Origin of the sequence: Lentibacillus juripiscarius (assembly GCF_042685205.1) — a bacterium.
GTDB lineage: Bacteria > Bacillota > Bacilli > Bacillales > Amphibacillaceae > Lentibacillus > Lentibacillus juripiscarius.
The window spans coordinates 135,757-157,388 of record NZ_JBHUNA010000024.1; the positions used below are offsets into that span (position 1 = coordinate 135,757).

Annotated in this window: 18 protein-coding genes, 1 tRNA gene and 1 other RNA gene; 18 read left to right on the plus strand and 2 right to left on the minus strand. The window is 45.0% G+C overall.

Annotation, left to right across the window (positions count from 1 at the left end; translation table 11 throughout):
* The 13 genes from sppA to ACFSUO_RS12030 form a co-directional block, all read left to right on the plus strand.
* The coding region (sppA, locus tag ACFSUO_RS11970) for a signal peptide peptidase SppA (protein WP_382394358.1) at positions 1–751 on the plus strand (751 nt) is incomplete at its 5' end.
* A gap of 12 nt (positions 752–763) precedes the next feature.
* A complete protein-coding gene (locus tag ACFSUO_RS11975; RefSeq protein ID WP_382394360.1) occupies positions 764–1,228 on the plus strand; it encodes an RDD family protein in 465 nt (154 codons plus the stop codon).
* 201 nt (positions 1,229–1,429) lie between these two features.
* A complete protein-coding gene (locus tag ACFSUO_RS11980; protein WP_382394362.1) occupies positions 1,430–2,260 on the plus strand; it encodes a halocarboxylic acid dehydrogenase DehI family protein in 831 nt (276 codons plus the stop codon).
* A 221-nt stretch (positions 2,261–2,481) separates the two neighbouring features.
* Positions 2,482–4,080, plus strand: a complete 1,599-nt coding sequence (locus ACFSUO_RS11985) for an acyl-CoA synthetase (RefSeq protein WP_382394364.1) — start codon at positions 2,482–2,484, stop codon at positions 4,078–4,080.
* A gap of 115 nt (positions 4,081–4,195) precedes the next feature.
* Positions 4,196–4,333 (plus strand): small, acid-soluble spore protein L, encoded by a 138-nt coding sequence (locus ACFSUO_RS11990; protein WP_382394366.1) that lies wholly within the window; start codon positions 4,196–4,198, stop codon positions 4,331–4,333.
* Positions 4,334–4,385: 52 nt separating this feature from the next.
* Positions 4,386–4,649 carry a sporulation protein gene (locus ACFSUO_RS11995; RefSeq protein ID WP_382394368.1) on the plus strand — a complete coding sequence of 88 codons (264 nt, stop codon included), beginning with the start codon at positions 4,386–4,388 and terminating at the stop codon, positions 4,647–4,649.
* A gap of 91 nt (positions 4,650–4,740) precedes the next feature.
* Positions 4,741–4,926, plus strand: a non-coding RNA gene (gene ssrS, locus ACFSUO_RS12000) — 6S RNA.
* A gap of 888 nt (positions 4,927–5,814) precedes the next feature.
* A complete protein-coding gene (locus ACFSUO_RS12005; protein ID WP_382394370.1) occupies positions 5,815–6,960 on the plus strand; it encodes an AI-2E family transporter in 1,146 nt (381 codons plus the stop codon).
* 111 nt (positions 6,961–7,071) lie between these two features.
* Positions 7,072–7,566 carry a GNAT family N-acetyltransferase gene (locus ACFSUO_RS12010; RefSeq protein WP_382394462.1) on the plus strand — a complete coding sequence of 165 codons (495 nt, stop codon included), beginning with the start codon at positions 7,072–7,074 and terminating at the stop codon, positions 7,564–7,566.
* Positions 7,567–7,610: 44 nt separating this feature from the next.
* A complete protein-coding gene (locus ACFSUO_RS12015; protein ID WP_382394372.1) occupies positions 7,611–8,615 on the plus strand; it encodes a phosphotransferase enzyme family protein in 1,005 nt (334 codons plus the stop codon).
* 162 nt (positions 8,616–8,777) lie between these two features.
* Positions 8,778–8,948 (plus strand): hypothetical protein, encoded by a 171-nt coding sequence (locus tag ACFSUO_RS12020; protein WP_382394374.1) that lies wholly within the window; start codon positions 8,778–8,780, stop codon positions 8,946–8,948.
* A gap of 556 nt (positions 8,949–9,504) precedes the next feature.
* Complete coding sequence (locus tag ACFSUO_RS12025; protein WP_382394376.1) at positions 9,505–10,464, plus strand: alpha/beta hydrolase; 960 nt, start codon at positions 9,505–9,507, stop codon at positions 10,462–10,464.
* A 164-nt stretch (positions 10,465–10,628) separates the two neighbouring features.
* Entirely contained in the window at positions 10,629–12,890 is a 2,262-nt protein-coding gene (locus tag ACFSUO_RS12030) for a YhgE/Pip family protein (RefSeq protein ID WP_382394378.1), read from the plus strand.
* A 133-nt stretch (positions 12,891–13,023) separates the two neighbouring features.
* Here ACFSUO_RS12030 and ACFSUO_RS12035 read toward each other — a convergent pair whose 3' ends face one another.
* Both ACFSUO_RS12035 and dat read right to left on the minus strand, forming a co-directional pair.
* Positions 13,024–15,024, minus strand: coding sequence for a S9 family peptidase (locus tag ACFSUO_RS12035; protein WP_382394380.1), 2,001 nt, complete (start codon positions 15,022–15,024; stop codon positions 13,024–13,026).
* A 110-nt stretch (positions 15,025–15,134) separates the two neighbouring features.
* The gene (gene dat, locus ACFSUO_RS12040) at positions 15,135–15,998 is read right to left on the minus strand and encodes a D-amino-acid transaminase (RefSeq protein WP_382394382.1); all 864 of its coding nucleotides are present in this window, start codon (positions 15,996–15,998) and stop codon (positions 15,135–15,137) included.
* 1,038 nt (positions 15,999–17,036) lie between these two features.
* Here dat and ACFSUO_RS12045 point away from each other — a divergent pair.
* The 5 genes from ACFSUO_RS12045 to ACFSUO_RS12065 all read left to right on the plus strand — a co-directional run bounded on the left by ACFSUO_RS12045 (position 17,037) and on the right by ACFSUO_RS12065 (position 21,590).
* Positions 17,037–17,726, plus strand: coding sequence for a Crp/Fnr family transcriptional regulator (locus tag ACFSUO_RS12045; protein WP_382394384.1), 690 nt, complete (start codon positions 17,037–17,039; stop codon positions 17,724–17,726).
* Between the two features lie 211 nt (positions 17,727–17,937).
* Positions 17,938–18,011, plus strand: a tRNA-Gly gene (locus ACFSUO_RS12050).
* A gap of 150 nt (positions 18,012–18,161) precedes the next feature.
* Positions 18,162–19,868, plus strand: a complete 1,707-nt coding sequence (locus ACFSUO_RS12055; protein WP_382394386.1) for an ABC-ATPase domain-containing protein — start codon at positions 18,162–18,164, stop codon at positions 19,866–19,868.
* Positions 19,869–19,893: 25 nt separating this feature from the next.
* Complete coding sequence (queG, locus tag ACFSUO_RS12060; protein ID WP_382394388.1) at positions 19,894–21,030, plus strand: tRNA epoxyqueuosine(34) reductase QueG; 1,137 nt, start codon at positions 19,894–19,896, stop codon at positions 21,028–21,030.
* Between the two features lie 41 nt (positions 21,031–21,071).
* Positions 21,072–21,590: a methylated-DNA--[protein]-cysteine S-methyltransferase gene (locus ACFSUO_RS12065; protein WP_382394390.1), complete on the plus strand. Its 519-nt coding sequence runs from the start codon at positions 21,072–21,074 to the stop codon at positions 21,588–21,590.
* Positions 21,591–21,632: the final 42 nt, after the last annotated feature.

Genomic DNA, 21,632 nt, shown 5'->3' on the forward strand with positions numbered 1-21,632 from the left:
TCATGAACGGTTCCTCGAAAAGCTCGAACACGTTGGCAAGGACCGGTCAGTTGACGGAATTATCCTGCGCGTTAATACGCCGGGCGGAGGCGTCGTGGAAAGCGATGAAATCCACGATCAAATCGTTAAGGTGCAGGAAAAATATGATAAGCCGGTTTATGTGTCGATGGGCAATACAGCAGCTTCCGGAGGCTATTATGTGTCCGCACCTGCTGACAAAATTGTAGCCCATCCCGCTACATTAACTGGATCGATAGGCGTTATCATGGAAAGCATGAACTTTGCGGAGCTTGCTGATCAGGTCGGTATTGACTTCAATACGATCAAAAGCGGCGAGTTTAAGGATATCATGTCCCAGAATCGTGAAATGACCGATCAGGAGCGTGACATTCTGCAAACAATGGTCGATGACATGTATGCTGACTTTGTCGACGTAATTGTGGAGGGCCGTGACATGGCTGAATCGAAAGTTCGTGAGCTTGGTGACGGACGTGTATACACCGGAAGCCAGGCTGCAGACAACGGACTTGTCGATGCGCTCGGCTCCATGGAAGATACAGTCAGCATGATGAAAAAGGATTTTGACTGGCCAAACGCGAAAGTTGTGGAATATAAAGGTGGATTTGAATGGAATCAATTCCTTTCAAGCTCAGTCAAAAGCATGTTTGGCCAAGAGACCGAACTTCTGGATATCCAGGAACTGCTTCGTCAATCCAATGGGCCGCGTGCGATGTATTTATACTCGAAATAAGGGGGTGCCGTCATGAGTGAAAATCAGGAAATAACGACCGAAATCGCCTCAGGAGATCACCATAGCTATGCCGGCTTCTGGATGCGCTTTTGGGCGTATTTAGCTGACCTCTTGATTGTGTTCAGTTTAAACGGCATCCTGCTCAGTCCCTTTAAATTCATCGGTGGCGGGGAAATGGATGTCGGTTTCTGGACGGTGATCGGAATAGCCGGGGCCATCGTCTTTTATCTGTACTTTTTGCTGATGACCAAGTATTACGGAAAAACATTGGGCAAAATGATTTTTGGCCTGCGCGTTGTGCGGGAAGATCAGGAGCCGCTCAAATGGAGCGATCTGCTCATCCGTGAAGTCATCGGCCGGTTCATTTACCGGGTATTCTGGTTTATGAGCCTGTTCTATTTGTTTGTTGCGTTTACCGAACAGAAACAGGGAATACATGATATGTTTGCCGATACACGTGTTGTGTTTGATAGGTGATTGTAGGGTGGTGTTTCCATAGCGCCACCCTCATTTTTTTGTTGTATATATAGAAGGATTTAAGAATTTTATCTATTCAGGTTCACCATAAGTGGTGGCCTGATTTTTTAATTGTTAATATCTCAGAACTGCACTACAGTCCCAATAAATTGCTGACAACATAGAATAGCTGCATAGGAATTTTTGTTTGGAGGCTTCGTTATGTTGAACACAGATTATGGGGTACCAGAAGTTTATGAGCAAGAAGCAAAGGAAAATCTGGAAGAAATATATCAGGATATTCAGGCCGTCTTAAAGGTACCTGTTGTTAATTTTATTTTTAGGACATTGGCTCTGTATGAAACTTTTTTAGGTACGGCATGGACTCAAGTTCGTTCCAATATGCTGACGTTTGAGATGGAAAAGGCTGCTGAGAGCCTTAGGTATCCTGACATCAGTGTGAATACACCCGAAATAAATTGGGAGAAAGTTTATGATTTATCAACTATCGAGCAAATAAGACGCGTTGTTTTTACATTCAATTATGTGAATCCGAAATTATTATTAATTGCCAGCGCTTGGGCAGAAAGTTTAGGCAATCGACCTGTAGAAGGCGGGAAAAATGATGGTGGATTTCTAATTCCGGGAGTGACTCCAGGATTACCTGATATTCGATTAGTGGATATGAATTATACAACTCCGTACATCCAAAGCCTGCTCATGGATATTGTTAAAAAACATCATGCATATGACGCCGCAAGTGATTACCGCTCACTAGCAAATTACCCCACATTTTTGGCAAAAAGCTGGGAAAACTTGAAGCCATATGTTGGATCAGATGAATATAAGCTGCTTGGTGCTGATCTTAAGAAAAGGTCAATTGAACTCGTTCATGAACGAATGGCTTTTCCGGTTACAATTGATACCAATTTTTTGAATCAGTTTTATAGCCCTGAGGACATTGCTGGAATTATGGGGATCACTTCCATGTTTCAAAATTTACTCCCTGATTTAATTATTGAGGGTGAGTTTTTTAGGCGGATGATTGGTTGAAAAATGAATTCACTGGAGAACATGGCAAGCAGGACATTAAAACCATCTTCATCTTGGAGATGGTTTTTAATATTTTGGTTATCCCAAATCACAGCAGTACTTGACAACTAACTGCTTGTAGAGGTGTGTTCCCTCTTGTTTTTTGATGTTATCTGAATTAAAATAAAAAGTGGAATATTCAGACCATGAAAGCATCGATCATTCACTTGAGGAGTGGAATTATGAACGTAGATGCAAATGTATCGGAGGATCTTGGCGGTATGCTCGTTAGGGCTCGGCGGAACACGCTTGGGGATTTACTGACGCGGACAAGGGACAGAATGCCGGAAAAAATCGCTATTGCTTACAATGGGCAGCGGCTGAATTACGCGGAACTGGATGATATGGTGAACCGGACAGCACGGGCATTTCTTGCGGATGGCATGGAAAAAGGGGATATGGCCGCAGTCATGTCCAAAAACAGCCTTGATTTCATTGTTGTCAAATTTGCCCTGGCCAGGATCGGTGCGGTAATGATTCCAATCAATTATATGCTTTCTGGTGAGGATGTGCGCTACATTGTGGAACACGCTGAAGTTACAGCTTTTATCGCTTCTGAGGAGTATGCCCCTGTACTGGATGCATCGGCTGGAAGATGTGATATCCGGCAGCGTTATGTGATGGATGCGATGGGTGTATTTAAAGGCGATTTGGCTGATTGGACTGCTTTGTCCGATGTACGCGCGGATTGTTCAGCTGCACTTGTTGATGTGTCCATTCATGACGATGATTTGGTACAGGTGCTTTACACAAGCGGAACGGAATCGCGTCCGAAAGGGGTCATGCTTACGCACAAAAGCCTCGTCAGCGAGTATGTAAGCTGTATTGTCGATGGGAAGATGGAAACTGGTGACGTGCTGGTTCACGCCTTGCCCCTTTATCATAGTGCACAGCTGCATGTGTTTCTGGGGCCAAGTATTTATCTTGGGGCAAGCGGTGTGATATTGGAAGCGGCTAATCCTGAAGTAATACTAAAAACGATTGAAGAAGAGGGTGCAACACAACTGTTTGCGCCGCCAACCGTCTGGATTTCGCTGCTCAGGCACCCCGACTTTGACAAAAGGGATCTGTCGTCACTGCAGAAATGTTATTACGGTGCAGCCATTATGCCGCGTGAGATTTTAAAGGAGCTTGCTGAGCGGCTGCCACATGCACGGTTCTGGAATTTTTACGGACAGACGGAAGTGGCTCCGCTCGCCACGGCATTACAGCCGGAGGATCAGCTGCGCAAGCTTGGATCAGCAGGTGTCCCGACTTTGAACGTGCAGACGAAAATTGTTGGTGATGATGGTAATGAAGTACCGTGCGGGGACATTGGCGAGATTGTACACCGCACGCCGCATACGATGAAAGGTTACCTGCATGACCCTGAAAAGACGGCAGAAGTGTTTAAAAATGGCTGGTTCCATAGCGGTGACCTCGGCGTGATGGACGAAGAAGGATATATCACCATTATTGACCGGAAAAAGGATATGATTAATACAGGTGGAGTCAACGTGTCAAGCCGCGAAGTTGAAGAAACCATTTATCAAATAGACGGTGTTTCTGAAGTCGCAGTCATCGGCATTCCTGATGCGTATTGGATTGAAGCGGTGACAGCGATTATCGTGCCAAAAGCAGGTGCGGAATTGACAAAGCAGGTTGTGGAAGATTTTTGCCGGGAGCGCCTTTCGTCATTTAAGGTTCCAAAGTACGTGGACTTTACCGATGAGTTGCCGAAAAATCCAAGTGGCAAGGTGCTGAAGCGATCGCTGCGTGCCAAATATGAAACAAAAAAGTAAAACGCCTATGCTCGAGAATTGTAAAAGTCAAAAGCAGAGCATGTAGGTGTAAGCCAACTTTTTCTAAAGCATAAAAGCCTTCAGTGTAGAAAAACTATGCTTGGAGGTGGTTTGATTGGGTAAGAAAAATAACCGCAGTAAAAACCAAGTGAAGTCAAGTGTCAATAAACAGGGGCTGAGTGAAGAAGTGGCAGATCACCAGCCTGACAGCCAGCTCGAACAACGGGCTAAGAAAAAGAACACAAAGATTTGACAACGTATGAAAATAGGCATGCGTGGCTTATGCACTATAGAAAAGACAATCCATGAGGGTGATCATCATCGATAACACGTTGCACTACTTGCGCGAGTCACTTGCGAACACAAGTGAGCAGGATATGACGAAGCAGCTGATTGAAAAGCTTCAGACAACCGAATTTAGTGATGAAGAGGAATTTGTTAAAAGTCTGGATGAGGAAGAAATAGCGTACCTTGACTCCGTAGTTGAAAAAGAACTGAATTATGCGCGGAACGCAAATGATGAGGTTAGGGCAGGGCAGCTGCTGGAAGTTTATGAACAGCTGTTTTGAGCATGAATTCGTCGACGACCGTTGAGTCTAGAAAACCTTAACAGGTTAAGATTTCCATTGATTTTTATGGCGTAAAACGTTAGTATATAAATACAGGCTGCATTGTTCGTATTTAATTAAGTTTTAACCTCTAACAGATGAATAGGGAGTTTTATATCGGGATTCTAATGTCGTGCCTCCTATGCGTGGAAGACAGGAAGATCCCTGCAAACACCCACTTAGTGAAGTGGTGGTTTTAAAACTTTTTATTTCGAAATACGGCAATTGTGGCTGCTTATTATGTACATGACAGACCAGTTCCTCTCGGGGAGCTGGTTTTTTGATGCTTAGAAATTATAAATTCAGGCTGTTTTTAAAAGACTGCTGCATGTTGGCTCCGGAGAATGAACCCTACTTAACAATTTTTATAAACTGCGACATAACTGCTACGTAGATTTCCACTCCGAGCAGTCGCTTTCACCACAGACATAAGTGCGACATCTGCTCAAGCTCCGTTTTTCACGGTGTCTTCTTTACCGCGGGCACGGCTACGCGGGAAAGCGCCGCTAAAAGTCCGAAAGAAGGCTTCTCAAGGCCAAAAACCACCCAAAAGCGGGCCGAAAAGTCCGTGAGAAGGCTTCTCGAGGCCAAAAGCCATCCAAAAGCGCCGCTAAAAGTCCAAGAGAAGGCTTCTCAAGGCCAAAAGCCATCCGAAAGCGGGTCAAAAAGTCCGAGAGAAGGCTTCTTAAGACCAAAAGTCGAGGTCACTGAAAAGGTGCCCCTTTTTTCAAATGTTGATTAATTCAAAGAAAAAATGGGAGACTTTTCACCAAATCAATGGATGAAAATCCCCCCTTCTGCGAGGAATCCTGCTTCACCGAAAAGCTTGCAACATGACGAGCACAAAGCAAAGCTTCACCGAGTACACTTCAACCAGCGAGGAGTGCTGCTTCGTCGAAAAACTTGCAACATGACGAGCACCAAGTATTCTGCCGGAGCGGAATCAAAGCACTCAATCATCACTAAAACCAGAAAAACGTCACGAAAAAGAATTTTCAGTGTGTCGCAGTTTACATCAACTGTACTGTATTGGATAAACAAACGCCGTAGATAATTGGAACAACACAAATATGGAATTTATTCGCAAATTGTTCTATAATTTGGGGAGTGAGGGAGGACTTTGTGTATGAGAACGAGCCGGTTCATGCGATTTATTGGCGGACGTGATCTGATTTTCGGATTGGTCTTGCTGATACTGATTGGGATTGCCATATATATTTATACGAAGGTTTCTTTTATTTTTGATCCGATTCTGACCATCGTTTCAACGGTTGTTCCGCCGGTGATTCTTGCTTTTATTGCCTATTATTTGCTGAATCCGATTGTCAATTTGCTAGAGCGCGGACGGATTGACCGAATTTGGGGAATTATCATCCTTATCCTTGGAATCAGCGGGCTTCTTACAGGAATTATTCTGCTCACTGCTCCGGCGATCGAAGCACAGGTGAAGGATTTGGCGGCTAATTTCCCATCTTATTTAAGCCAAATGGGTGCCGGGATTGAAGGGTGGATCCAAACTTCTTTTCTCGCGCCATATTATGAACAAGGGTATGCCTGGTTCACATCCAATTTGAGCGATTTAACGAGCAGGGTTATGGAATCCATTGGTGGCGCTGTTAAAGGGGTACAGAATATCGCTAACGTAATCACCCGTGTTGTGGTGGCGCTGGTGACGTTTCCGTTTATCCTATTCTTTCTGCTTAAGGACGGCGGGCATTTCAAAGCGTTTTGTCTGAAACTGCTGCCGCCGCGGTACAGGGATGATGCTGATGAAATTCTAGAGAATATGGATGTTCAGGTTGGTTCTTACATACAGGGACAAATTATTGTTGCTTCCTGCATCGGTGTTTTGTTGTACATTGGTTACTTAATCATCGGTCTTGATTATGCGATCACACTCGCTGTCGTTGCGGCTGTAACCAGTGTGGTGCCGTACCTGGGCCCGATGATCGCCATTTCACCTGCTATTATCATTGCGATCGTCGATTCACCGGTTATGCTTCTGAAATTAGGAATTGTCTGGGCGGCGGTGCAATTTTTAGAGGGGAATTTTGTATCACCGAATGTAATGGGCAAAACAATGCATATCCACCCGCTTACGATCATCATCGTCTTGTTGGTTGCCGGGAATTTGTTCGGTGTTGTCGGTGTGATTCTTGGTATTCCGGGATACGCTATTTTGAAAGTAATCGCCGTTCACCTGTTCAAACGGTTCAAATTTCGCTATAACCGGTTTTATGGAGATGAATATGGCGCATATGAGGAAAAATAAAATATGCGTACAGGCTGTTCTCCTTTTTCGTGTTTTTCCATTAGGCATGAATCCTCAATGATGGTTCATATAATGGATTAAAAACGAAAAAGGGGACGGGTTAAAATCGATATTCGTGTACTTGAACCACATGATGCAGAGGCATACCGAAATCTTTGGCTGGAGGCAATGCTGAACAGCCCGGAAGCTTATGTTTCGAGCTACGGGGAAGTATTGTCTAATTCTATTGATGTCTATAAAGTCCGTTTCCAGTCGGAGAATACCGTGACGTTTGGAGCGTTTTCAGAAAATGAACTGATAGGCATTGTGACACTCACCAGGGATACGAAAAGCAAGACAGAACATCGTGCGTATATGGAAGCCCTTTATGTCACGCCTTTTGAAAGGGGCAAGGGACTGGGCAGACAGCTGATGCAGACGGCGATTAATTATGCGGAAGCACTCGACGGGGTAGAGCAGCTATGTTTGTCCATTATTATCAGAAACCCGATGGTGAAACGCTTCTATTATGCACTTGGTTTCATGCCATCCGGGACGCATAAGCGTGCAGTTAGAATGGGTGATCGTTATTACGACGAGGAGTTTATGGTGATGTTTCTGCACTGAGCCATTGAATAAGGAGAAACCATTGCCGGTGTTGGAGGATATATATGCTAGAAATCAATGTATCACATACATTAATTGATCCGGAAACGATTAAACAGCTGCTGGAATGCCACGGTCTGACATGGGAAATGCAATGTGAAATTCTCTACCGTGGATTGAATGACACGTACAAAATTACTGATGAACAGGGGCGGAAGTATATTTTCAGGCTTTACCGGGCGGGCTGGCGACATAAACAGGCTATTTTATTTGAATTGGACGGGCTAAGCCAGCTCTATGCCAGGGGATTTCTTCTGTCCGTTCCCGTGAAAAAATTGGATGGTAACTATATTTATGAGCTAAATGCTCCTGAAGGCGTGCGCTGTGGCGTGCTATTCACTTATTCGGAAGGGGAGCGCCCGCAGATCAATACAGAAACGTCAAAACTGATTGGTACCTCACTCGGCCGGTTGCATCATTTGACAACGGATTTTACGCCAGCGTATGAGCGGGGGTTTGAGCTTGATATGCACCATTTGCTGGACGAACCTGCCGAGGTCATTGCCCCCGTACTAGAAAAGCATACCGGCCGGGAAATGGTGGAGATACTACATACGGTTGTCAAAAATACGAAAGCTGATCTGGAAGCGCTGGACCTTGAAAAAGGCTTCTGCCACGGTGACTTTCATAATCATAATATGCATCTGCATAATGGTGGTATGGAAATTTTTGATTTCGACTGCTGTGCAATTGGATTCAGGGGATATGATATAGCTGTTACCTGGTGGAATTTAAAAAACAATTATAAAAAAATGGAGGAAGAATGCTGGGATGCCTTTCTACAAGGGTATTTGGCACAGCGGAATCTGGGAGCGGATGACATGCGCAGTCTGCCACTATTTATAACAGCTAGACGAATCTGGCTGATGGGTACCATGATTGCCAATGAAGATGTTTGGGGAACCAGCTGGATTAATGAACGGACAATGAAACTGTTTATTGGCCAGCTGCGGACGGACAGGCCCGGGGATACAGAACTGCAGGAATTGGATGACATAGACGTTTTCTGATGTATAAAGGTGTCGGAGAAACGGAGTACTAAGGGATCCCCGCTCTTCCAGTCCCTTTCCCCATCCCTGAACTAGCCAGTATGCTGTCAGCCCGTTGGCCACAGTGTGCCTGCACATAGTCTTATCGGATGGACGGCCGTCGTAATGTATGGTAAAATCAATATGAGACGAAAGCATTATACGAAAATCCTTGCCAATGACTTTTTGACTAGTTCTGTGATGGACATTCCTGTTAGAGGAATGATTCTAAACGAATGGAATACAATGAAATTGGCTGTTTTATTTGGCTGCTCTGATCCAGCTATATTTACTGGAGCTATACAATCCAGTTAACATCTTGGGAGCATGGCCGCAGGAAGCCCAGCAGGCAGACCGCAAATCGAGTCGCAAGCGGCAACTTGCGACTCGGACAGATTCGCTGACAGGGCGTGGCGGCTTCGGAATACGCACTGAAAAAAGTAATTGCCCCGTCTCCGCCGACGGAAGGGTGGTTACTTTTTTCCATTGGTATCAACAATCAGCACGACAAGTGTCCCAAACATGAGCATCAGCTCGAGCGTCTTGTCAATCGGAATCACACACTTCAACCCCTTTCATCTAAGGGATTTGAAGCCGCAAAGCAAGCGAGTGTATTCCTCTTTTGCTTCCAATCCTCGCACGCCCCTGAACCTGTCTCTTCTATTATACTACATCACAACTGGAAAAGCTTGTCATTAACGGAAAATGGTTAATTTTTCTCATTAATCTGTCACCGGTGCTCTAGTTCGATACCCCTAGTTTATTCGTCGGAAAAGTGACGCCCAAATTTCTAAGAAGTACCATAATCGAAAAAGACGACTTTCTTGTATAATATAAATGGAATACCAGATTATTAGAGAGGAGACGTGACGTGAAACGAAAAAAGTGGGTTAAGATAGGAATCGGATTACTAATTGTCCTACTGATTATAGATATTGGTGCAAGCGTGTATTTTTATCAGCTGGCTATCGATCGTAATGAAAAAGACTTTCTGCAGGGGAATGAAGATCTGGAAGTATCCGCTGAAACAAAGGAAGTACTGCTGGAAGGAGACTGGCGAACATGGGTCAATCAACAGAATTTTGATGAGTGGACGATGACTTCCCATGACGGAATTGATCTGAAAGGATACTTTCTTGAGGCGGATAAACCATCCAATAAAGTGGTTGTCATGGCGCATGGCTACTTAGGAAATGCAATGGATATGGGGCTGTTTGGCCAATACTATTATGAGCAGAAGGGCTATAATATATTTACTGCCGATGCACGGGGACATGGTGCAAGCGGAGGAGACTATATCGGTTTTGGCTGGCATGACCGGCTGGATTATGTGGATTGGATAAAGCGGATTATTGCGGAATATGGTGAGGATACGGAAATTATTTTGCACGGTGTGTCAATGGGAGCTGCGACGGTGCTGATGACTGCTGGTGAAGAGCTTCCGGACAATGTGAAAGCTGTTATTGCAGACAGTCCGTATACAAGTGTGTACGATCTGTTTGCCTATCAAATGGACCGCATGTTTCATTTGCCATCCATTCCATTCCTTCCGTCCACAAGTGCTGTTACCCAGCTGCGGGCAGGATATTCATTGAAAGAAGCTTCGGCACTTGACCAGGTCAGGAAGGCAGAGGTTCCGATATTGTATATTCACGGTAACGCCGATACCTTTGTTCCGACTAGGATGTCAAAAAAGTTATATGAAAATACGAAAAGTGACGCGGAACTGCTGACGGTAGATGGTGCGAATCACGGGGAACCGTTTGTTGTTGCTAAGGAAAAGTATATTGATAAGGTTAATGAATTTCTAAATAATCATACCGACTGGTGATAAAACAAGCGTCCTATTGAGGGCGTTTGTTTTTTAGAATTTTTATGATGATAGTATGCGGATGCGGATGCTTCTCGATGTAATTAATGGTATAATGTATAATCATGGTATTTGGGCGAATGCCTAAACTGTATAATCATTTTCCGTGACACAAGGAGTATACGATGAAAAACGGCTGGAACATTTACGCAAATGATATGAAAAATATTATACGAAACTGGGTCGCTGCCATTCTAATCGGCGGCCTTATTCTATTGCCTTCCCTGTACGCCTGGTTCAATATAGTGGCTTCCTGGGATCCATATGGCCAGACAGACCAAATCCCAATAGGTGTTGTGAATGAAGATACGGGATCAAAGATCAGGGGGAAGAAGATACATGTCGGCGATAATCTTGTGGATACTCTTAAAAACAATGATTCCATGGATTGGCATTTTACAAACCGTGACGAAGCAATGGATAAGCTGAAATATGGCGATTATTTTGCTGTCATTGTCATTCCAGAAAATTTTTCCGATAAGCTGGCTACCGTCATCACAGACAACCCCGAAAAAAGTGAAATGGAGTATTATGTGAATGAAAAAATCAATGCCATTTCGCCAAAGATTACCGATAAGGGTGCCAGCACAATTGTGGAGCAAACCAGCAGTAACTTCATATCTACAGTAAATGGTGTCATTTTCGATATGTTTGATAAAATTGGCGTAGAATTGAATGAAAACCTGCCGGATATCAAAAAGTTTGAGGATTATATCTTTACGATGGAAGAAAAGTTGCCGGAAGTCCATGACTTGGTTTCGAATGGGCTGCAAGATACGAAGAATGCCCAGTCCATCATTAATGAAGCTCAAAAAATGATTCCAGAGGCTGAACGGGCAACCAGCAATGGGCTTTCAACAGTTGGGGATACGGCTTCCCTATTGTCTAAAGCTAAAAATCGTCTGAATGAAATGGCACCAAAGATTGAAGAGGATTTGAAGAAAGCGCAGAGCACAGCTAAGGACATCAATAAACTGCTTCAGGATGTTCAAAATCAGAACATTGATTTCAGCAGTGGAAAACAGTTGCAAAATGAAATAAACAACTCGTTGGATAATGCCATTAGTCAGATAGGAAGTATTCAATCAGAATTAAAAAAGCTGAAAGACATGAATCAGGATCAGCAGAACAGTGGTAATGGACAAAATGGAAGTGATAGTCCTCCTAGTGGGAACGAACAAGGAGGCAGTGAGAATTCCTCTGATCAAGGGGATAATGCCCAAAATGGACAGAATCAAGTGTTGGAAGAAGCCATTCGTCGCTTGGAAACATTAGGGGGTGCCCTGCAAGAAGTGCAAAAGAATGGGGGTAAAATCACCTCTTTTATTGAGGATAAACAACAGCAAGTGGATTCTGTTATTACAAATTTAGAGGAATTATCAGGCAATACGGCAAACAAGATAGGCGATTTCCTAAAGGACTACAAAGAAACAATTGAACCTAGAGTCAAACAGGAAATCAGCCAAGCTCAAGAGACCTTAACGGGTGCAAAAGGGATACTGTCTGAAGTACAATCAACGATTCCAGAAGTTAAAAGTATTCTGGCAAACACAGAAAATCATATCGGTAAGGGGCAAAATGTCATAAACACAATCCTTGGGGAGTTTCCTTACGTAAACGATAAAGTCAATGAGCTTGCGGACAGAATTCGTGATATCCAGGGCGATACGGATATCAATGAAATCATTAAGTTATTGCAGAATAATCCAGAGGCTGAGCGCGGGTTTTTTTCCGAACCGGTTAAACTGAATAAAAATGAGTTTTTTCCAATTCCAAATTACGGCTCCGGGATGACGCCATTCTATAGCGTTCTAGCTATATGGGTCGGGGGATTGCTTCTGATTTCTTTGTTGGCCGCTGATGTTCATCATCGTGAAGATCTGACCGGCAGAGAAAGATATCTCGGGAAACTATTGACATTTGTTACAATTGGATTATTGCAAACCGTCATTGTGACGCTTGGGGATATATTTATCGTTGATGCCTATATAGCAAGACCTGGATGGTTTGTTGTATTTGGTCTGCTGATCAGTTTGGTGTTCATGCTGATCATCTATACGCTTGTTTCCCTTTTTGGAGATGTCGGAAAAGCGATGGTTATCGTCCTGCTAGTGCTGCAAATTGCCGGTGCTGGCGGTACTTATCCGGTCGTTCTTCTTCCCGAGTTTTTCCAGGCAATCAACCCATTCCTTCCGTTCACGTATGCCATTGATTTGATGCGTGAACCGGTAGGGGGCATCATTTGGGAAGCGGCTATATATGATATGGCCATACTGGGATTAATTGGACTTGGCTTTCTTTTGTTTGGTGTGCTGTTTAAAAATGCGGTTAATAAACATACGGATAGACTGATGAAAAAATCCAAAGAGGCTGGTCTGTTCCATTAACTCGTTCCTATATACGTGCTGGCAGTAAAAGCAAGGGGCGCCTTCAATAATAGAAGGCGCCCCTTGGACTGTGCAATGTTCCTATAAATGTGTGTTCAAAAAGGAGGATGAACCGTACTTTTTGAACAATCTCTTATAAATACTCGTCAAACCAGCGTGTAATGTGGTTCAACCGTTCCATTCGCATGTCCGGTTTTCCGCTGCGGCTCAGTTCATGATTGGCATCAGGGAAACGGACAAACTCCACTTCTTTGCGCAAATGCTTTAGGGCAACAAACATTTGCTCACCCTGTTCAATCGGACAGCGGTAATCTTTTTCACCATGTACAATCAGTAATGGCGTTTCCACATTTTCAGCATATTTTAACGGTGAGAAATCCCACAGTGCTTTCGGGTCTTCGAGCAAATTTTTGCCAAGTTCCCATTTAGTGAAGAAGTAGCCAATGTCACTTACCCCGTAAAAACTTAGCCAGTTGCTGATGCATCGCTGGGTGACAGCGGCTTTAAACCGGTTGGTGTGACCGACGATCCAGTTCGTCATGAACCCGCCGTAGCTGCCTCCGGTTACGCCAAGTCGGTCATGATCTATAAAGTCATATTTCTTTATTACATAGTCAACCGCAGTCATCAAGTCGGTATAATCTTTCCCGCCATAGTCTGCACGACATGCATCCACGAATTCCTGCCCGTACCCGTGGCTTCCCCGCGGATTGGTATATAAAACGACATAGCCTTTGGCGGCAAGCAGCTGTAATTCATGGAAGAATGTCTGTCCGTACATGGCATGCGGACCACCGTGCACTTCCAGAATGAACGGGTATTTTTTACTTGCGTCAAATCCATATGGACGCAGCAGCCATCCTTGGATTTCCCAGCCGTCATCCGCTTGGAATGTTAATGCCTCTGGTTCACTTAATGCTACTTCATCAAGGAATTTCTTATTTGCGTCTGTCAGCTGTGTCAGCTTACCATCCTGATCAAGCTGGTGGAAGTTGCCTGGATCTATTGGAGTGCTGATGCCCAGAATAAAATTACTGCCATTGAGGGCGAACCCGAACACATGACTATTGTCTTCGTGCAGCACACGCAGCTCCCCTGTCAGGTCCACCTGATAAAGACTGGTAGACCCTGTATCAGTCCCAATAAAGAAGAGGTGTTTCCCATCTTCGCTCCAGATAGGCCCAGTTTCCGATTGGCCCATTCTTGTATCGCCAATCATTGCATCACCCAGCTGGAAGTCCCAGTTGCTGCTGAGGCAGGTTTGTTCGCCGGATACGGTATCAATGATATATAAATCATTCAGTGTTGCCCCCTGGTAGGCAAACTGGTGTCCGAAACAGGCAATTTTCCCTCCATCCGGTGAAAACCGTGCGCTGACGTATTGGCCATTTCCGTCGGTCAATTTGGTTTTTTCTTTTGTTGATAGGTTCAAGAGATAAAGGTCATTCGTTAATTCATAATCTTCGTCGTCACTCAGGTTGGCACTGTACAAAAGGTATTTTCCGTCTGGTGTGATGTCTTCCAGATGATGATGGGTGTCCGCAGATGTGAGCTGTTCAAATGTTTCCTCTTCCAGTGAATATTTGACCAGCTGGGTGCGTTTCTCATCATGGAATCCGTTGGCATCTGATTTGTATTTCAGCCGGCTGACGACGAGTGGCTGTTTGCTTTTTTCTTCTTTTTCTTTCCTGTGCTCTTCATCTGACAGTTCGTGCTGGCTGGTCACATCGTCCTGTGCCTCCAGTGGTGCGCTGAAAATGACGGAGTTGCCATCACTGACCCATTCCGGATTTGAAGTGCCATGTTTAAAGGTGGTCAGCTGTCTGGCTTCTCCGCCATTAGTATGTAAGAGCCAGATTTGCTGGGTGCCGCTCCGGTCGGACTGAAAAACAATGCTTTTGCCATCCGGGGAAAAGCGCGGATGACCGTTTTTCGCGTCACGAAATGTCCATTGTTTCGGCTGTGCCTCATCAAGGGACTGCATAAACAACTGTGATGTATAGTCATTGTCGTCAGTGGCAGCTGTGGAAACAAAGGCAAAGGTATTTCCGTCGGGTGCGAACTGTGGATCACTGAGCACGTTGATTGTTTTTAAGTCATCTGCGGTTAGCGGACGTTTTGATTGATCGTTCATGTTTCTCCTCCTCGGACGTGCAAATTTTCTTTCTATTGTAAACTATTTCGCGTTACGAATCAATGAAATTTTCTTTAAACTGTAAATAAACCCTTTGCATCGGCAAAGGGTTAGACGTTCATGTGGGTAATGGCTGCGTCTTGTTCGTAAAGGTATTGGAGTTTTCTGGTGATACTGCCTGGTTTTCCGTCTGCGATTTGGCTGCTGTCGACCTTAATGACCGGCATGATTTCAGATGTGCTGCTTGAAAGGAACAATTCATCGGCGTCCGGGATGTCATCGACAGTGAATGCTTTTTCGATAAATGGCATGCCTAAATCGCCAGCGAATTTTTCCGCGCGTATACGGACACAGCCGTGCAGAATGCTTTTTGTTGCTGGGTGGGTATAGATAGCGCCGTTTTTGACAAGGTAAATATTTGATGAACTGCCTTCCGTTACGATTCCATCTTTTTGGAGAATTGCCTCATAACAGCCATTCTCCTGTGCTGCTTGCTTAGCCAGGACATTTGGCAGGAGGTTCAGGCTTTTAATATAGCAGTTTTCCCAGCGGGTATCACGCTGCGTCATGGCAGAAGCCCCTGTTGTCAGTTTTTCCGTTTTGCGTGGCATATCCTGTACATAAGCATAGACATTGGCCGGTACATCTCCTGGAAATGCATGTGTACGCGGTGCGGAACCACGAGTCGCCTGCAGATAAATGATGCCATCGGAGGTCATTTCATTCCGCTTGAGAAGTTCTGTCAATAGATTCATAGCTTGCTCTTTTGAAAATGGCAGGTCAAGCCTAATGGCGGCGGCAGATCGGAATAAACGGTCAATATGTTCAGTAAATAGATACCCGGTTCCTTCGTAAAGCCGGATAACTTCATAAATGCCATCGCCGAATTGCAGCCCGCGCTCTTCGAATGGATAGGTGAGCTCATCACGGTGGACAAACCCAGTTTGTGATAGTGTAATAGGATAGACAGACACCTTATTCGCCCCCTTCAGATTTAACGTTATTCTATATGCTACACAAGGGCCTGTAAAGTGATCAATTTTAGGAGTTGGTCAAAGAGTCTGATAAAAATCTTTGGTGGAACAAAAATGGAATTAACAAGTCAAAAAGCACACCAAATCTATTGAGATTGAATAAGAATTTCTACCTCTCTTATGGGTGTCTTTTGGTCTTGAGAAGCCTTCTCACGGACAATTCGGCCCGCTTTTGGGTGGCTTTTGGTCTTGAGAAGCCTTCTCTCGGACTATTCTGCCCGCTTTTGGATGTCTTTTGGTCTTGAGAAGCCTTCTCACGGACATTACGGCCCGGTTTTGGGTGGGTTTTGGCCTTGAGAAGCCTTCTCACGGACATTTCGGCCCGGTTTTGGGTGGGTTTTGGCCTTGAGAAGCCTTCTCACGGACTTTTCTGCCCTCTTTTGGGTGACTTTTGGTCTTGAGAAGCCTTCTCACGGACATTACGGCCCGGTTTTGGGTGGGTTTTGACCTTGAGAAGCCTTCTCTCGGACTATTCGGCTCTCTTTTGGGTGGTTTTTGGCCTTGAGAAGCCTTCTCTCGGACTTTTTCAGCGGCGCTTTCCCGCGAGGAGGCTGAAGCCGTGCCTGTGGTAAAGAAGACACTGCGAAAAGGATGTTGGCTAAATTCGTCACGTACTGTGACAACGCTGACCCTAGAACATCTTGTTCGTCGGAGCAGATGTCGCGCTTATGCCCTGTGGGTGAAAGCGACTGTCCGGAGCGGAAATCTCCCTTGCCCCTGTGTCGCAGTTTATAGATATTGTTAAGCAGGGGGGCATTCTCTAAAACGACACAAAAAGTAGTTTTTTAGAAAACAGCCTAAAATAATGCTGTGCTATATATGATTTGATACTTTCTCCACAGTAGGTGTGCTACTTACTCGAACTAGTCGGTCCTTTTTATCCACCTTTTTGCACAAATTTTAGTGATAAATTTCACAGATTACGTTTCATTTTAGTGTATAATGGATACAGGTCACTAAAGGGGCGTGTAAATAAAAATGGAACCTATTTTACAGCGGCTTCAACAAAATGAACGTGATTTGCTTATGACATATTCCAAACCAATGATTTTACGGAAGCAGGATACGATCTTTGAAGAAGGAGCGCCGGCCGATTATCTGTATTTTGTCGAAAGTGGGAAAATCAGGGTGTTCAAAACTATTGGGCCGGACAGATATCTTACTGTTTTTACACGCGGTGAAAATGACGGAATTGGTGAGATAGGGGTGTTCGGCGGACGTCATTATTCGCATACAGCGAAAGCAATGGAGGATAGTGAACTGTATGCTATTAAACAAGAAATGGCAGAGAAGCTTCTGTTTGAAAATGGCGGACTGAGCCTCCATTTCTTGCACTGGCTTGCTGAGTCACTGGAAGCTAGTAAAGCTAAACTCCGTGACTATACTGCATTCGGCTCTGAGGGGGCCGTAGCGTCGTTCTTTGTACGGTATTCAAATATGTACGGGGTCGTTACACCTGATGGTATCCGGATGACGGAGCCTCTTGTCATACAGGATATTAGTAAACACATAGCTGTATCGCGGGAAACTGTCAGCCGTATTGTGAATAAATGGAAAGACCAGGGCGTTGTCGAAAATAAAAACAAATATTTTCTGTTGAAAGATATGGCCTATTTAAAGCGACTTCTTGCCTGTGAGCAGTGCGGTGTGGAAAACTGTGTACTGTAAACGGAGCTTTCCCTGGAATCCTTTTAAAATTGCCCCGCTTGATACAGCGGGGTGGAGCTCTTTTGTGTATAGGACTTTAATCAAAAAGGCAGCTATCGCAATTTTTAACGTGACAAAATCAAAAAACTGTTGACATCCTCTTTCTAAAACGGTATACTATATCTTGTTCCGACAAAAAAGGACAAAATCATGCACGTTTCTATATATACATGCGGGTGTAGTTTAGTGGTAAAACCTCAGCCTTCCAAGCTGATGTCGTGGGTTCGATTCCCATCACCCGCTCCATACATAAAGTCGTAACGCAGTGTTTCGCCATCATCCGAAGCATTGCGTTTTTTCATTGTATAAGCTGTCTGGCTTCCCGCCGCTTTACTTGAAACTGTTTTCGGCAGCGTGTATTCTGAATTTGACACTATCATTAATTGAGGGATTTTTATGAAGAAATTAGCGCAGACGTTACAGCAAATAGACGGAAAAGGGTATAAAGCGTACAAAAGTTTGCAAGGTCACTACAAATTTTCCGATTTTGATTTATATATTGATTACGTGCAGGGTGATCCGTTTGCAGCACCATCCAAGATTCGGGTGGTCATACCGGCTAAGAAACGCCCGATGAAGGATGACTGGTTTGCATCCTACGCACGAAGAGTGGCAACCGAAGATATCCTTGCCCGCAAAGTGGGAGAGGCGATTGCAAAAGGCAAATTTTCCATTAAAGGTTCCGGGAAAAGTGGGAGCATTCAATTTGATCGCCCGGGCCAGGAGGTACTTGAGCGCAGTGCGGTCCAGGCTGACTCCAGCTCGATTACGGTGTGCATCTCCATCGGGCTGCCGGCAAATGGACGGAAGATTAATGGCAGAGAAGCAGAAAAATTGTTCATGCAAGCTATTCCTGCCATTTTAAAAGAATCTGTTTTTTCCATAACAGATGAGGAAGTTGAAAACGCTGTGCAGCTCGCTGATCAGCAGGAAGCAATCAGGGAAGCCATGCACAGCAATGACTGGATCGCATTTATTGCCAATGGATCCATTCTGCCAAGAGAGAGCGGTGTGAGTAATCGGCCGCTGAAGAAGGCGGTACCGTTTCAGAGCCCGAAAGAAACGGAAGTGGAAATCCAGGTGCCATATCGTAATGAGCCAATCACCGGCATGGCTGTTAAAAAGGGCATTACCCTGATTGCAGGTGGTGGCTATCATGGTAAAAGCACGATCCTGGAGGCGATGGAGCGCGGTGTGTATTACCACGTAAAAGGCGATGGACGTGAGTATGTTCTGACAGATCCGGATGCCGTGAAGATACGTGCGGAAGACGGAAGGCAAGTCACGGGCGTTAACATTTCACCGTTCATCAATAATTTGCCTCACCGCCAGGATACACACTTCTTCTCTACCGAAAATGCCAGTGGAAGTACATCACAGGCCGCCAATGTAATGGAGGCGCTGGAAGCAGGGGCGACAACGCTTCTGATTGATGAAGATACAAGTGCCACAAACTTCATGATTCGTGATGAACGGATGCAGAAGCTGGTCCATAAGGATAAAGAGCCGATTACGCCGTTTATTGATAAAATAAAGCAAATGCGCGACAACCTTGATGTTTCTACTATTCTGGTTATGGGCGGCTCGGGTGATTATTTTGATGTTGCAGACAAGGTGATCATGATGGAAGCATATGTCCCCTACGATGTAACTGGAGAGGCGAAGTCCATTGTGGCGGACAGCCCGATCAACCGGGAGGCACTCGATGATGATACATTTGGTGCCGTCAGCAGCCGGACTTTCCAGCAGCAAACACTGCAGACTAAAAAAGGGAATAAATCCAAAACACAAGCAAAAGGGCTGACAACCATCATCATGGGCCGGACTGATATAACATTCCGTGATACCGAGCAGCTTGTGGATGCGTCACAAACACGAATGATTGCGGAAATTATCCAGCACTTGGACCGTACAAATGCGCTTGGAGAAAGAACGCTTCACAGCCTGCTGGATGATATTGAACAGCAAATGGACCAAAAGGGGCTGGCATCTTTTGCTGTGTTTAAGGACCAGCACCCAGGTGATATCGCTCGTCCAAGAAGATATGAAATCGCCGCTGTGCTAAACCGGATGCGCACAGCTTCGGTCAGACAGGCGCGCTGACAACAGGACGGAAAGGAGGGGTAGGATGAACACGGATCAGCTTAGACAGGAAATAATCGATTACAGCAAAGAAATTGGCATTGATAAAATTGGTTTTGCTTCAGCGGATGTATTTGACAGCTTGAAAGATCGGCTGAAACGGCAACAGAAGCTGGGTTATCAATCCGGCTTTGAGAAAGGCTCGATTGAAGAAAGAACAGAACCAGATCGTCTGCTGCCGGAAGCAAAATCAATCATTTCGATTGCCTTGGCCTATCCTTCCCGGATGAAAAATGGTCCAAAAAGCACGAAGGAGGAGCGGCGTGGTGTTTTCTGCCGCGCTTCCTGGGGTGTGGATTACCATAAAGTATTAAGGGAGAAGCTGGAAAAACTTTCTGCCTTTATTGAGGATAAAATACCGGATGCCAGTACGAAGTTGATGGTTGATACGGGTGAATTATCTGATCGCGCGGTTGCTGAAAGGGCTGGGATTGGATTCAGCGGAAAAAACACTGCCATCATCACGCCGGAATTTGGCTCTTATGTTTATCTCGGTGAACTGATTACCAATGTTCCGTTTGTGCCGGATACCCCGCTTGAAGACGGCTGTGGATCCTGCACCAAATGTCTGGACGCCTGTCCGACCGGTGCCCTTGTACAGGGCGGTCAGCTGAATGCCCAGCGGTGCCTTGCTTTTCTAACACAGACGAAGGACTTTTTGCCTGATGAATTTCGGCCGAAAATGGGGAACTTTATTTACGGCTTCGATACGTGTCAGGTCGTCTGTCCGTACAACAAACACGTTGATTTTCACAACCATCCGGAATTTGAACCAGAGCCGGATGTTGCCAAGCCAAAGCTTAAACCGATGCTGCGGATTTCCAACCGGGAGTTCAAAGAAACGTTTGGCCATATTGCTGGATCGTGGCGTGGCAAGAAGCCACTGCAGCGAAATGCACTGCTGGCGCTCGGGCATTATAAAGATGAAACGGCTGTCGATGACATGATTGCGGTCATGAACAACGATCCACGACCTGTCATCCGTGGCACAGCTGCATGGTCACTTGGCAAAATCGGAATAAAAGAAGCATTTGCAGCGATTAGAGAAGCGATGGAGAAGGAAACGGATGAAGAGGTATTGGCTGAAATGGAAAAAGGTCTGGCATTTAAAGAGGTTGTTTAACGCATTTAAAGAAGCAATTCTGAGGGAGAGCAGGTTTTGTCATGACACTTTATTATGATGAGGTGGAAACGCCAGTCGGGACAATGCTGATTGTTGGTGATGGGGAGAACATTGTACGCGTGGAATATGGGTCGTTTCAATCGATGAATAACAAGATGGCAGCTTGGGTAAAACGGTATTTTCCGGATAGAAGTTTTGTCCATAGTCCCGAACAGGTGGAGCAGGCTAAGCAGGAACTTCAGGAATATTTTCATGGTGCGCGTCAAGCGTTTTCTTTTCCATTCAAGTTTCACGGGACCCCATTTCAGAAACAAATCTGGCAGGCGCTTTACGACTTTATTCCATATGGTGAAACGACAGCGTATAAAGGTATTGCACAAGCAATTGGAAACCCTAAAGCCGTGCGTGCTGCAGGAGGCGCCGTTAATAAAAATCCGCTATCGATTGTAGTCCCGTGCCACCGTGTGATAGGCGCTGACGGGAAAATGATTGGTTATGGCGGTGGACTGGATAAGAAAGAATTCCTGCTGGCACTTGAAAAAACCATTTCGAGCGGTTGATTCTGATTGTGAATGGATGGTGCTTTGGACAGCCATTCCCTC

Excerpts from the sequence above, each read along its gene's own strand:
- ACFSUO_RS11975 (WP_382394360.1), top strand. The coding sequence starts at position 764 with ATGAGTGAAAATCAGGAAATAACGACCGAAATCGCCTCAGGAGATCAC.
- ACFSUO_RS11980 (WP_382394362.1), top strand. The coding sequence starts at position 1,430 with ATGTTGAACACAGATTATGGGGTACCAGAAGTTTATGAGCAAGAAGCA.
- ACFSUO_RS11985 (WP_382394364.1), top strand. The coding sequence starts at position 2,482 with ATGAACGTAGATGCAAATGTATCGGAGGATCTTGGCGGTATGCTCGTT.
- ACFSUO_RS11995 (WP_382394368.1), top strand. The coding sequence starts at position 4,386 with ATGAGGGTGATCATCATCGATAACACGTTGCACTACTTGCGCGAGTCA.
- ACFSUO_RS12005 (WP_382394370.1), top strand. The coding sequence starts at position 5,815 with ATGAGAACGAGCCGGTTCATGCGATTTATTGGCGGACGTGATCTGATT.
- ACFSUO_RS12015 (WP_382394372.1), top strand. The coding sequence starts at position 7,611 with ATGCTAGAAATCAATGTATCACATACATTAATTGATCCGGAAACGATT.
- ACFSUO_RS12020 (WP_382394374.1), top strand. The coding sequence starts at position 8,778 with ATGAGACGAAAGCATTATACGAAAATCCTTGCCAATGACTTTTTGACT.
- ACFSUO_RS12030 (WP_382394378.1), top strand. The coding sequence starts at position 10,629 with ATGAAAAACGGCTGGAACATTTACGCAAATGATATGAAAAATATTATA.
- ACFSUO_RS12035 (WP_382394380.1), bottom strand. The coding sequence starts at position 15,024 with ATGAACGATCAATCAAAACGTCCGCTAACCGCAGATGACTTAAAAACA.
- ACFSUO_RS12045 (WP_382394384.1), top strand. The coding sequence starts at position 17,037 with ATGGAACCTATTTTACAGCGGCTTCAACAAAATGAACGTGATTTGCTT.
- ACFSUO_RS12055 (WP_382394386.1), top strand. The coding sequence starts at position 18,162 with ATGAAGAAATTAGCGCAGACGTTACAGCAAATAGACGGAAAAGGGTAT.
- queG (WP_382394388.1), top strand. The coding sequence starts at position 19,894 with ATGAACACGGATCAGCTTAGACAGGAAATAATCGATTACAGCAAAGAA.
- ACFSUO_RS12065 (WP_382394390.1), top strand. The coding sequence starts at position 21,072 with ATGACACTTTATTATGATGAGGTGGAAACGCCAGTCGGGACAATGCTG.